Source organism: Inquilinus limosus DSM 16000, assembly GCF_000423185.1.
Classification (GTDB): Bacteria; Pseudomonadota; Alphaproteobacteria; order DSM-16000; family Inquilinaceae; genus Inquilinus; species Inquilinus limosus.
The window spans coordinates 154,928-167,014 of sequence record NZ_AUHM01000006.1 but is presented as its reverse complement, the minus strand read 5'-3'; the positions used below and the strand labels follow the sequence as shown (position 1 = coordinate 167,014).

Genomic DNA, 12,087 nt, shown 5'->3' with positions numbered 1-12,087 from the left:
TTATGCGTGTTTGTGCGCCTATTCCGGTATAGGGCCGCAGGCATCTGGCAGAGTCAAGCAAGTTGTCTTAGACTCGATGCGGTTTTTTGCGAGGAGCCATGACCTCAGTCGACCAGGCCGCCGATGCGGCCCTGCCCGCGCGGCGGCGCAACGAGCTGCTGCGCCTGGCCCGGACCCAGGGCCAGGTGACGGTGGCGGAGCTGTCGAGCCTGTTCGCGGTCTCGGCGGACACGATCCGGCGCGACCTCGACTTCCTGGAGGCGCGCGGCCTGCTGACCCGGACCCATGGCGGCGCGGTGCCGGTCGACGGGCTGGTCGGGCACGACGTGCCCTATGCCCAGCGCATGAACGTGCACATCGACGCGAAACGGCGCATCGCCCGGGCCGCCGCCAATCTGATCGGCGACGGCGAGACGCTGATCGTCAACGGCGGCTCGACCACCCGGCTGTTCGCGGCCGAGCTCGTGGGCCGGCGCGACCTGACCATCGTCACCAACAATCTCGAGCTGCCGCTGGCTGCGCCGGCGCAGGCGGTGCGCGACGTCTATGTCCTGGGCGGCCAGTTCCGGCGGGAATCGCACGTCACCATCGGGCCGCTGGGCTTCGCCGGCGCCGGCGGCATCACCGCCGACACGGCGGTGCTCGGGGTCGGCGGCCTTTCGGCATCAGCCGGCCTGTCGACGACGCTGCTGGAGGAGGCCGGGCTGATCGCGGCGATGATGGCGGCGGCGCGGCGCACCGTTATCCTGGCCGACGCCAGCAAGTTCGGCCACGCCTCCTTCGCCCATATCGCGCCGCTGGATCGGGCGCATGTGCTGGTGACCGACCAGCCGCCGCCCCAGGACATCGCCGAGCTGCTGGAACGCGCCCAGGTCGACGTGGTGGTGGCGGGCTGAAGGGCGCGGGCGCCGGCAGCCCCTCACCTCGCCGTGAAGTAGGACGCCCGCCGGAGCCGCGTCTGCACGTAGACGTGCTCGCGGTGGGTGCCGGGCGCGTAGGACCGGTCGACCTCGGCCACCGGCACGGCGACGTTGCGCTCGCTGGGATGGCGCGCGACGAAGTCCTCGTCGATGTCGCAGCCGAGGCCCGGCGCGTCGGGCACGGCGATGAAGCCGTTCTCTTGCACCGGATGCGGCACGATGGTCTTCGCCCGGCCCGGCCAGTCGTCGTCGAGGCGCTCCAGGATCAGGGCGTTCGGGATCGCGGCCAGGAGATGCAGCGCCGCATATTCGGCGACGGGGCCGAGCGAGCCCGAATGCGGCGCCATCATGATGTGGTGCGCCTCCGCCATGGCGGCGATCTTCTTCATCTGGGTCAGGCCGCCCGCCCGGCCGGTGTCCGGCTGGATGACGTCGACCAGCTCGCGCTCGATCAGTTCGCGCTCGCCGAAGATCGTCGCCATGCGCTCGCCCGCCGCCAGCGGCACATGGGCGGCGTCGCGGATGCGCTTGTAGCCGTCGAGGTTGTCGGGCGCGATCGGGTCCTCGATCCACAGCAGGTTGTAGGGCTCCAGCGCGCGTGCCACCCGCGCCGCGTCGGCCGGCGTCAGCCAGGGCGGGCCGTGCAGGTCGATGGCGATGTCGACCTCATCGCCCACCGCCTCGCGCAGCATCGCGACCTTGCGCACCGGGTCGGCGACGCCGCCGCATTTGATGGTGCGGATGCCGCGGCCCTTCACGGCCAGCGCCATCTCCGGCGTGTTGGCGTGGGAGTAGATGCGGACGCGGTCGCGCATCTTGCCGCCCAGCAGGTTCCACACCGGCACGCCCAGCGCCTTGCCCTTTATGTCCCAGAGGGCGACATCGATGCCGGTCATCGCGCCGGCGCCGACCGTGCCGAGCAGGCCGTGCCCCATCATCGCGACCTGCATCTTCTGCCACAGCCGCTCGATATGCGTCGGATCCTCGCCGATCAGCAGGCCCTTCAGGTCCTGCACCGCGGTCTCGATCACCCGCGGCCAGCCGGAGCATTCGCCGATGCCGACGATGCCGGCATCGGTGGTGACCTTGACGAACAACCAGTTGCGGAAGCCGCCGGGCTTGCCCTGCGTCGCCGCGTCGTCGAACCGGCCGTCGGTCGCCCATTTGGCCGGATCCGGCGGGCCGGCCTGCATCAGGAAGGTGCGGATATCGGTGATCTTCATTGCGCGAGGCTCCGTTCGGCCGGTTCGGTGTAACGGATGCGGTTGTGGATGCTGCGGCGGCGCGGATCGGGCCGCGGCACGGCAGAGATCAGCGCCCGCGTGTAGTCGTGGCGCGGTGCCTCGCACACCTCCTCGGCATCGCCGATCTCGACCAGCCGTCCCCGGTACATCACGCCGACGCGGTCGCACATGTAGCGGATGACGCTGATGTCGTGGCTGATGAAGATGTAGGCGAGGCCGAGCTGGTCCTGCAGCCGGAGCAGCAGGTCCAGCACCTGGAACCGCAGCGAGACGTCGAGCGCCGAGGTCGCCTCGTCGGCGACGACGACGCGGGGGTTGAGCGCGATGGCCCGGGCGATGCCGATGCGCTGGCGCTGGCCGCCGGAGAAGGCGTGCGGGTAGCGCTCGCGCCAGGCGGGGTCGAGCCCGACCTGGCGCATGAGATCGGCAACGCGCTCGTCGAGCTCCTTCCCCTTGGCGACGCCGTTGACCAGCAGCGGCTCGCCGATGATCTGCGCCACCGTCATCCGCGGGTTGAGCGAGGAGACCGGATCCTGGAAGATCATCCGGATCTCGCGCCGGCAGGCGGCGAGCATCGGCTTGTCGGCCCTGGCGAGATCGACGACGGAGCCGTCGGCGCGGCGGTAGCGGATGGCGCCTCCGGTCGGGTCGTGGATGCGCAGCAGGCAGCGCCCCATGGTCGTCTTGCCGGAGCCGGACTCGCCGACGATGCCGAGCGTCTCCCCCGCCCTGACGGCGAGCGAGACGTCGTCGACGGCTTTGACCGCGGCGTTGCCGGTGCCGAAATGCATCTTCAGGCCATCGACCTCGACGACCGGCGGACGGTCGGCCGGAAGTTCGGGACGCTTCAGGCGGATCTCGGCCTTGTCCTCGAGCTTGAGGACCGAGCCGATCAGCATCTTGGTGTAGGGATCCTCCGGCGCGTGGAAGATGCGGTCGGCCGGGCCGCGTTCCATCACCTTGCCCTGGTACATGACCAGGACGTCGTCGGCGATCTCGGCGACCACGCCCATGTCGTGGGTGATGAACATGACGCCCATGCCGTATTCGGCCTGCAGGCGCTTGATCAGGTCGAGGATCTCGGCCTGGGTGGTGACGTCGAGGGCCGTCGTCGGCTCGTCGGCGATCAGCAGCAGCGGGTTGCAGGCCAGGGCCATAGCGATCATGGCGCGCTGGCGCATGCCGCCGGAGAACTCGAAGGTGTAGCGGTCGATCGCCCGTTCGGCCCGCGGGATCTCGACCTGCTTCAGCAGCTCGACCGTCCGCGCCCGGGCCGCGGCCTTGCCCATGCCGAGATGCAGGCGCAGCACCTCGGCGATCTGGTCGCCGACCGTGTGGATCGGCGACAGCGAGGACATCGGCTCCTGGAAGATCATCGCGATCTCACGGCCGCGCACCCGGCGGATCGACCGCCCGCGCGGATGCAGCCTGGCCAGGTCGACGCTGCTGCCGTCGGGGCGGTTGAGCACCATCTCGCCCGAGACGATGCGGCCCGGCGCGTCGACGATCTGCAGGATCGAGCGCGCGGTCACGCTCTTGCCCGAGCCGCTCTCGCCGACGACGCAGAGGGTCTTGCCGCGCTCGACCGTGAAGGAGACGCCGTCGACCGCCTTCACCAGCCCGGCCCGCGTCGGAAACTGGGTCACCAGGTCGCGCACCGCCAGGACGGGCTTCGGGCGGCCGGGGAACGGCACGGGGGCGGCCGGGGGTGTCGACATCGGGGCCTCCGCCGTCACTTGTTGTAGGGGTCGGCCGCGTCCCGCAGGCCGTCGCCGAGAAGGTTGAGCGCCATCACCGCCAGGACGACGAAGGCCCCCGGCGCGAACAGCCAGGGCGCGGTCGCGATCGAGCGGATGTTCTGCGCCTCGCGCAGCAGCACGCCCCAGGAAATGGTCGGCGGCTGCAGCCCGAGGCCGAGGAAGGACAGCGCCGTCTCGGCCAGGATCATCGCCGGGATCGCCAGCGTCACCGAGGCGATGATGTGGCTGAGGAAGCTCGGCATCATGTGCCGGAAGATGATCCGCCCCTCGCTGCAGCCGTCGAGTCGGGCGGCGGTGACGAACTCCTCGGTCCTGAGCGACAGGAAGCGGCCGCGGACGACGCGGGCCAGCTGCGCCCAGCCGGTCAGCGACAGGATCACCGTGATCATGAAGTACTGGGTGATCGCCGGCCAGTCCTGCGGCAGGGCCGCGGCCATGGCGAGCCAGATCGGGATCGTCGGCAGGGCCAGGACGAATTCGATCACCCGCTGGATGACGAAATCCGGCTTGCCGCCGTAGTAGCCGGAGATGCCGCCGAGCACGATGCCGATGACGAGCGACAGGAACACGCCGACCAGGCCGACCGACAGCGAGATCTGGCCGCCCTGCATGATCCGGCTCCAGACGCAGCGGCCCAGCCGGTCGGTGCCGAACAGGAACAGCGGCTGCTTCGGATCGGCCGAGGCGAGCAGGTGCAGGTCGGTGGTGAACAGGCCCAGCACCGAATACTCGTACCCGCGGCCGAACAGCGAGACCGCGACCTTGCGCGTCGGATCCTCCTTGTAGACGGCGGCCAGCGTCTCCGGGTCCCGCGTCAGCTTGTGGGGGTGGAAATAGAGCCCGAAGCTGAGGCTTCCGTCCTCGGCCCGGTCGAACAGATGGATCGCCTGCGGCGGGTGGAAGGCGGCGCGGGCGTTCTGCTTGTTGGGATCGTTGATCGCGAAGAAGCCGGGCACGGCCGCGACCAGGTAGAGGATCGCGACGATCACCAGCGAGACCATGGCCAGCCGGTGGCGGCGGAAGGCCCACCAGATCAGCTGCCATTGCGAGGCGACGGCGAGCTGGCCGGCGGGGGCGACGGTCGCGATGTCGGTCATGAAGCCCTCCCGGCTATTCGAGGCGGATGCGCGGGTCGACCAGCGCCAGCAGGATGTCGCTGATCAGCGAGCCGATCAGCGTCAGCGCGCAGATGAGCAGCACGAAGGCGCCGGCGAGATACATGTCCTGAGCCATCAGCGACTGCAGCAGCAGCGGCGCCGCCGTCGGCAGGTTGAGCACGATCGCCACCACGATCGAGCCGGAGACGAGATTGGGCAGCAGCCAGGTCAGCGTGGAGATGAAGGGGTTCAGCGCCACGCGCACCGGGTACTTCATCAGCAGCCGGAACTCGGACAGGCCTTTGGCGCGGGCAGTGGTGACGTAGGGCTTATGGATCTCGTCCAGCATGTTCGCCCGCATCACCCGGATCAGGCTGGCGGTGCCGGAGACGGCGAGGATCAGCACCGGGATCCACAGGTGCTGCAGCAGGTCGATGGTCTTGGCGATGCTCCAGGGCGCCTTCTCGAATTCCGGCGAGAACAGGCCGCTGACGTCCTGCCCGAATTCGATGGCGGCGACATACATCAGCACCAGCGCCAGCAGGAAGGACGGGATGGCGAGCCCGGCGAAGCTGATGGTGGTGACGATAGTGTCGCCGATCGAATATTTGCGGACCGCGGAATAGACCCCGATCGGCAGCGCGATGGCCCAGGTCGCGATCAGCGTCGCCAGGGTCAGCACCAGGGTCAGCGCCATCCGCTCCCAGATCAGGTCGCTGACCGGCTGCTGCCATTCGAAGGACAGGCCGAAATCGCCGCGGGTGATGATGCCGCCGATCCATTTGGCGTACTGCACCAGCATCGGGTCGTTGAGGCCGAAGCGCTCGCGCAGCGCCGCGGCCGCGTTCTGGTCGACGACCTCGTTCGAGGCGGCGAGCGTCGCGACATAGCTGGTCACGAAGTCGCCGGGCGGCAGCTGGATCAGGACGAAGGCGAGGAAGCTGACCGCGAAGAGCGCGGGCACCATCCACAGCAGGCGCTTGGCGATGAAGCGGAGCATCCGGGGTTCTCCTCGAAACGGACGCTGAGCGGCGGAGGAAGACCGGCGGCGCCGGGTGTCAGCTCGAGAAGAAGAACTGCTGCGGCATGGCCGGGCCGGGATTCGGCCAGGTCCAGGAATCCGGCTCCTTCTCCGGCGCGTTGACGAGGGTGTTCTTGACCACGCCGAAGGTGTTGACGGCGAGGCAGACGCCGACCGTCTCGAAGGCCTCGGCGGTCAGGTCGAACAGCTGCTTCATGATGGCGCCGCGCTTGTCCAGGTCGGCGGTGCCGCGCGCCTCGTCGAACAGCTTCATGCGCTGCTTCTGGCTGTCCGGCGGCTCCTCGCCCGACTGGCCGTTCGAGACGTACCACAGCGTCCAGGGAATGGCGTAGCGCGAGCCCTGCGGATGCTGGGCGAAGAAGTCGCGCGGGTCGAACATCGGGTCGAGCCCGCCCGCCCCCGGCCACACCTGGGCGTCGTGGTCGTTGCTGTCACCGCGGGTGTAGTAGAGGGCGCGCTCGATGGTGTTGACCTTGATGTCGATGCCGATCGCCCCCCAGTGCCGCTTCACCAGCTCGAGCACGTCGACGAGGTCGGCGTTGAGCGTCGGGATGACGTCGACGGCGAAGAAGATCTTGCTGCCGTCGGGATGCAGGCGGAAGCCGTCGCCGTCGGTCTTGTCGTAGCCGAGCTTGTCGAGCAGGGCGCCCGCCTGGTCCGGGTCGAACTCGGTGAATTGCCGGGCGAGCTTCTCATGATACCAGGGATGGCTCGGCCGCGGTCCGGTCTGGTACGGCTCCGACTGGCCGAAATAGACCAGCTCGATGATCTCCTGCCGGTCGATGCCGAGCGATAGCGCCTGGCGCACCTCCTTGTTGCCGAAGAAGGCCCGCAGCTTCGGGTCCTTGTGGCAGATGTTCAGGTAGATCTGGCACTGCTGCGCCGCCGAAGGCTCCAGCTCGATCAGCCGGTACCCACCCTTCTCCCGGTTCTGCGACAAGGTCGGCTTGTTCTGCAGCAGGCTGATGTGCCGCTCCTGGATGTCGAGCTTGCCGGAGATGGCATCGAGCAGCAGCGATTCGACATCCTGCGAGATGCCGAAATACAGCTCGTCGATATAGGGCAGCTGGTTGCCCTCGGTGTCGACCTGCCAGAAATAGGGGTTGCGCTTCATCACCACGCGGGTCGCGCCACCGACATAGGGTTCGGCGATCACCCAAGGGTCGAGGGTCGGCTTCTCCGGATTGCCCCAGCGCGAGGGAATCTCGATGTCGCCGCACTTCGCCCGGAACAGGTCGGTCCAGTTCGACAGCTTCGCCTGCTTCACCAGCTCGTCGATCTTGTCGTTGTACTTCGGATGGAACTGGCTGGCATAGTGCTTGGCGAAGAGGGTCGGGTGCTGGCCCAGCGGGGCCGCCAGCATCTCGAGATAGGTGGCGTAGGGCGCCGCGAAGGTGAACTTGACCGTCGCGTCGTCGATCTTGCTGACGACCACCGGCTTGCCGGCAATCGAGAGCTGTGAGGGGACCGAGCCGTAGAGCTCGGCGTTCTTGGCGCAGTCCTCGACCGAGAAGACGATGTCGTCCGCGGTGAAGGGATGGCCGTCCGACCATTTCGTCCCCTTGCGGAGATGGAAGACGAACTCGGTCGCGCCGGCGTTGATCTCCCAGCTCTCCGCGAGATTGGGCAGGGCCTCGGTGAATTCGAGGTTCCAGCGCACCAGGCCCTGATTGCCGACCACGCGCAGGATGCCGTTGTGGTCGGACGACCCGCGCAGGCCGCGATGCAGCGTGCCGCCATAGGTGCCGACCCTGGTCAGCGGCTGCACCACCAGCGGGTTGGCCGGCAGCCGCTCGGCCAGCGGCGGCAGCTTGCCGTCCTTCACCAGCTGCGCGAGGGCGGGCGCCTCACCCTTCGCGGCCTGCGCATGGGCGAGCCGGACCGCGAGCGGCATCGCCGCCACCCCGGCGAGCCCCCTCAGAACCGTGCGTCGGGCGAACACCTGCGGCGAGGCGCTGAGCTTGTCGTCCATCCTGGACTCCTCCCCTGTGTGCTGCGTCGGATCCGGCTTCGCCATGCGTGCCGACCCGCTTCCTTTGCCGTTCCGGTCATATTACAAATATTGACAAATCACAACCGGAATGGCCTTGTTCCGGACGTTTTCTGTCGCCCAGGATTGCCGCAGCGCAAACAGAGAAAAGATTCGCAAGGTCCAGGCGACAGTTGATGAATTCGGCATGCGGGGCCAGGCGGATCACAGCCGTGATCAATCTTGACAACTTGCCAGCAGGGGGATGGCGGGCATGAGTGGCACGGACGGCGATGCCGGCCTTCTGCCGCGGGACGGCGGGCCGCCGGCCCGGCTGAGCGAGGTGGTCTATGACGGCATCGTGTCGCTGATCGCGCATGGCGACTTCGCCGTGAACAGCCGGCTGCCGTCGGAATCGGAGCTGTCGGCGCGCTTCGGCGCCTCGCGGCCGGTGGTGCGCGAGGCGCTCGGCCGGCTGCGGCAGGACGGGCTGATCGTATCCCGCCAGGGCTCCGGCTCCTATGTCCGGCAGCGGCCCGATCTCGCGGTGCTGCGCTTCGCCCAGGTCCGCTCGCTGGCCGATGTGCAGCGCTGCTTCGAGTTCCGCGCCGGCCTCGAATCCGTTGCCGCGGCTCTCGCCGCCGAGCGCTGGGAGGCGGAGGACCTCCGCGAGATCGAGGATGCGCTCGAAGCCCTGGAGGCCTGCCTCGGCAATGGCGAGCTGGGGGCCGACGAGGACCGGCGCTTCCACGAGGCCGTCGCCCGGGCCACCCGCAACCCCTATCATATCGCCGTGCAGTCCTCGCTGGCCTCGCACATCGCCGTCGGCATGAACATCACCCGGCATCTCAGCCGGATGCGGACGCCGGAGCGGATCCGGGCGGTGCAGGACGAGCATGTCGCGATCGTCGAAGCGATCCGCCGGCGCGACGCCGGCGCCGCGGCCGAAGCCATGCGCCGGCATGTCCTCAATGCCCGGCAGCGGATGTTCGAAGGAGTGTGATCTTGACCCCAACCGTCCCGCCCGGCGGCAGCAGGGCCGGCGTCGACAGCGTTGCGCCCGCCGTCTCCGCCAAGTCGATCGTGCTGACCGGCGGTGCCGGCAATGTCGGCCGCGTGCTGCGCAAGGCGTTGGCGGGCCGCATCGGCGCGGTGCGGATCCTCGACATCGCCGATCCCGGCCCGCTGGCGGAGCATGAGAGCTGGACAGCCGTCGACATCACCGACCTGGCGGCGCTGACCGCGGCGGTCGAGGGCGCCGACGCCATCGTCCATTTCGCCGGCTACCCGAACGAGCGCGCGGTCGAGGACATCCTGAGGGTCAACGTTCTGGGCACGCACAACGTCTACGAGGCGGCGCGGCGCACCGGCATCGGCCGCATCGTGCTGGCGTCGAGCAACCATGTGACCGGCTTCTATCCGCGCGACGCCCGCGTCGGGGTCGAGGACCAGATGCGGCCGGACGGCCTCTACGGCCTCAGCAAATGCTGGGGCGAGCTCGAGGCCGGCGTCTATTTCGAGAAGACCGGCATCCGCACCCTGGCGATCCGCATCGGCAATGCCGGCGAGCGGCCGGTCGACGCCCGCGGCCTGGCGGTCTGGATCAGCCCGCGCGACCTGGCCCAGCTGGTGCTGATCGGCCTGGAGCATCCCGGGATCGACTGCACCACCGTCTACGGCGTCTCGGCCACCGACGCCGCGTGGTGGGACAATTCGGTCGCGACCGCGCTGGGCTACCGGCCGCAGGACCGCACCGCCGACTTCGCCGCGCCCGAGGCCTTCCAGCACAAGCCGTCGGCCCTGCCGCAGGTGGCCGACCACTTCCAGGGCGGGTGGTTCAGCGCGCAGGGCCATGACGGGGTGGTGCGCCGACGCCGATTTTGGCGGGCGAAGGCGTGACATCGCCAAGCGGGGCGGCGCGTAGCGCACCGGGGGGAACGGCTGCACGGCTTGCAAAATCAAATCATCTATTTCAATCGAAATTATAGCATCCTTTTGATTGAATTTTACTCAACAGAAACCCAGCAGATCCAAGACCTCCTCTATTTACTTTCAGGACGAATCAAATATTAAGAGAAGAACAGCCGCAACGTGCTCGCCTCGGCATGCCCTGCGACCTGACGGTCGCGCCGGTCAAGCGGCACATCTTCTCGGGAGGTTTCATGTCCGCTGCCTGGTCGAGCCAGATCGCGATGACGCGGCACGGCACCGGCAAACGGCGCATGGGATGGCGCGCGGCCTTGGTCCTTTCGGGCGTTCTGGCCGTCGAATGCGCGGCCCCGGCATGGGCACAGATCTCCGGAACGCTGCCCCTCCCGCCGGGCGAGGTGGTGTCCGGCCCCGTCTACCGCCGGGACGGGTCTACCGTTGCCTCGGTCACGACCGGAGCCGACGCCAACGCCTATATCTTCAGCACCCCGCCGACCGAATCCTTCGTGAACTCGGCCCCGGCTGCGGTGGTGCGGACCGCGGCCGAGACCCAGTATGTCCGGGTCTACACCGAGGGCACCACCCGGCCGGTCGGCGGCTTCATCGCCGGCTCCGACGTGGTGCGCGGGCTGACGGCCGCGGAGATCAAGGACAGGCTCGCCCTGCCCTATCTGCCGGATTCCCTGACCATCGTCCGCGTGCCGGCGGGGACCTGCATCCTGACCGGAACCGGCGCGCCGATCCTGGGCAACTTCCCTGCCAATCCCCCGTCGATTCCCGTCGGCGGCCCCTGGGGCAGCGGCGGCACAGCTCAAGGACTGCTGATCGGGCGCTCCGATGATCCGAACTGCGCCAACCCGCAGTTCCTGCCGTCCGACGCCTACACCAACCGGCAGCTGATCGGGGACAAGGCCCTGGCCTATGCGCCGCGGGCCGGCGGCGGCAATGCCGGCGCGATCGCCGAGGCCCTGGACCGCGCCACGCCGCCGCAGCTCTTCGGCGACATGGACCGCGTCTACAACAGCCTCGACCTGCTGAACTACGGCGACCAGGGCCCGCTGCGGTCGGCGCTGCAGCAGCTGAGCGGCGAGGTCTATGCGGACCTGCCGTCGGTCGAGATCGCCGGCGCCCAGACCTTCCTGAACGCGGTGCAGCAGCAGATGCGCCTGTCCCGGAACGGCGGAGCCGCCGCTGCGCCCGGCGGGCTCGTTGCCGCGGGGCGCGGCCAACCGGGCACGCCGAACGCCTGGATCGCCGGCCTGGGCAATTTCGGCCGGCTGTCGGGGGGCGGCGATACGCATGATGTCGATTTCGACATCCTCGGCGTCGCCATCGGCTTCGACCATCGGCTGGACGATGCCCTCTCCGTCGGCGGAGCGCTGGCCTTCTCCACCAGCAGCTTCGACACCCGGAAGCTTTCGGGCGACGGCGACCTCAGCACCCTCTCCCTCGGCCTCTACGCCAGCTATTCGCCCGACGCTTGGTATGTGGACGGCGCGCTGGGCTACGCCCATGGCTGGGGCTCGGTGAGCCGGGCGATCTCCTTCCCCGGCATCGACCGCCTCGCCGCGGCCGACACGGATTCGAACCTGTTCCTGTCCGGCATCGAGACGGGCTATCGGCTGGCGCTGGGCGACAGCACCGATCTCACGCCCTTCGCGGCGTTCCAGACCATCGTCGTCGGACAGGACGAGATCACGGAGAGCGGCGCCGGCGCCGTCAATCTCCGCATCGGCGGCCGGGCCGTCACCTCGGCCCAGGGCATGCTGGGCGCGGAGCTGGCGCATCGCCTCGACATCGGCCTCGACGCACCGCTCGGCCTGTCGCTGCGGGCGGCGTGGAGCCACGACGTCGCCGATACGGAGCGGTCCTTCGACGGGCGGTTCGAAGGCTCGGATGCGGAGTTCACCGTGGAAGGCGCCGAGGCGCCGCGCGACCTGGCCAGGATCGGTGTCGGCGTCACCCTCGCGGCGCAGGCGGTGAGTCTGTTCCTGCGCTACGACGGCAGCTTCGCCGACGGCTATCGCAGCCAGGCCGCCACCGGTGGGCTGCGCGTCAGCTTCTGAAGTGGGTTCGAACACCGCTCGGGCGGATCGAGGATCCGCGTTGTCCACCCGGCCGGGCGC

The 12,087-nt window shown here is 68.9% G+C and carries 9 protein-coding genes; 4 read left to right on the top strand and 5 right to left on the bottom strand.

The genetic code is table 11. The features are described 5' to 3' along the window. The first annotated feature begins 98 nt into the window (after positions 1-98). Positions 99-896: a DeoR/GlpR family DNA-binding transcription regulator gene (locus G537_RS0109950; RefSeq protein ID WP_026869995.1), complete on the top strand. Its 798-nt coding sequence runs from the start codon at positions 99-101 to the stop codon at positions 894-896. Between the two features lie 23 nt (positions 897-919). On the opposite strand, the gene G537_RS0109945 is transcribed toward G537_RS0109950, so the two are convergent. From G537_RS0109945 to G537_RS0109925, 5 genes are read right to left on the bottom strand one after another with little or no spacing between them, the layout of a single operon-like run. Beyond that, positions 920-2,143 (bottom strand): mandelate racemase/muconate lactonizing enzyme family protein, encoded by a 1,224-nt coding sequence (locus G537_RS0109945; RefSeq protein ID WP_026869994.1) that lies wholly within the window; start codon positions 2,141-2,143, stop codon positions 920-922. Continuing rightward, positions 2,140-3,882, bottom strand: coding sequence for an ABC transporter ATP-binding protein (locus G537_RS0109940; RefSeq protein ID WP_051248259.1), 1,743 nt, complete (start codon positions 3,880-3,882; stop codon positions 2,140-2,142). The genes G537_RS0109945 and G537_RS0109940 overlap by 4 nt, the downstream gene beginning before the upstream one ends. A 14-nt stretch (positions 3,883-3,896) precedes the next feature. Then, positions 3,897-5,021, bottom strand: a complete 1,125-nt coding sequence (locus G537_RS0109935; protein ID WP_026869992.1) for an ABC transporter permease — start codon at positions 5,019-5,021, stop codon at positions 3,897-3,899. 13 nt (positions 5,022-5,034) lie between these two features. Further along, positions 5,035-6,021 (bottom strand): ABC transporter permease, encoded by a 987-nt coding sequence (locus G537_RS0109930; protein ID WP_026869991.1) that lies wholly within the window; start codon positions 6,019-6,021, stop codon positions 5,035-5,037. Between the two features lie 58 nt (positions 6,022-6,079). Next, positions 6,080-8,035, bottom strand: coding sequence for an ABC transporter substrate-binding protein (locus G537_RS0109925; protein WP_026869990.1), 1,956 nt, complete (start codon positions 8,033-8,035; stop codon positions 6,080-6,082). Positions 8,036-8,306: 271 nt separating this feature from the next. Here G537_RS0109925 and G537_RS0109920 point away from each other — a divergent pair, with 271 nt between their 5' ends. The 3 genes from G537_RS0109920 (at position 8,307) to G537_RS0109910 (ending at position 12,027) form a co-directional block, all read left to right on the top strand. Then, a complete protein-coding gene (locus G537_RS0109920) occupies positions 8,307-9,035 on the top strand; it encodes a FadR/GntR family transcriptional regulator (protein WP_051248258.1) in 729 nt (242 codons plus the stop codon). Positions 9,036-9,037: 2 nt separating this feature from the next. After that, complete coding sequence (locus G537_RS0109915) at positions 9,038-9,931, top strand: NAD-dependent epimerase/dehydratase family protein (RefSeq protein ID WP_081688740.1); 894 nt, start codon at positions 9,038-9,040, stop codon at positions 9,929-9,931. 263 nt (positions 9,932-10,194) lie between these two features. Next, a complete protein-coding gene (locus G537_RS0109910) occupies positions 10,195-12,027 on the top strand; it encodes an autotransporter outer membrane beta-barrel domain-containing protein (protein ID WP_155888565.1) in 1,833 nt (610 codons plus the stop codon). Positions 12,028-12,087: the final 60 nt, after the last annotated feature.

Coding starts and splice junctions, on each gene's coding strand:
- G537_RS0109920 (WP_051248258.1), top strand. CDS start 8,307: ATGAGTGGCACGGACGGCGATGCCGGCCTTCTGCCGCGGGACGGCGGG.
- G537_RS0109945 (WP_026869994.1), bottom strand. CDS start 2,143: ATGAAGATCACCGATATCCGCACCTTCCTGATGCAGGCCGGCCCGCCG.
- G537_RS0109910 (WP_155888565.1), top strand. CDS start 10,195: ATGTCCGCTGCCTGGTCGAGCCAGATCGCGATGACGCGGCACGGCACC.
- G537_RS0109930 (WP_026869991.1), bottom strand. CDS start 6,021: ATGCTCCGCTTCATCGCCAAGCGCCTGCTGTGGATGGTGCCCGCGCTC.
- G537_RS0109950 (WP_026869995.1), top strand. CDS start 99: ATGACCTCAGTCGACCAGGCCGCCGATGCGGCCCTGCCCGCGCGGCGG.
- G537_RS0109935 (WP_026869992.1), bottom strand. CDS start 5,021: ATGACCGACATCGCGACCGTCGCCCCCGCCGGCCAGCTCGCCGTCGCC.
- G537_RS0109940 (WP_051248259.1), bottom strand. CDS start 3,882: ATGTCGACACCCCCGGCCGCCCCCGTGCCGTTCCCCGGCCGCCCGAAG.
- G537_RS0109925 (WP_026869990.1), bottom strand. CDS start 8,035: ATGGACGACAAGCTCAGCGCCTCGCCGCAGGTGTTCGCCCGACGCACG.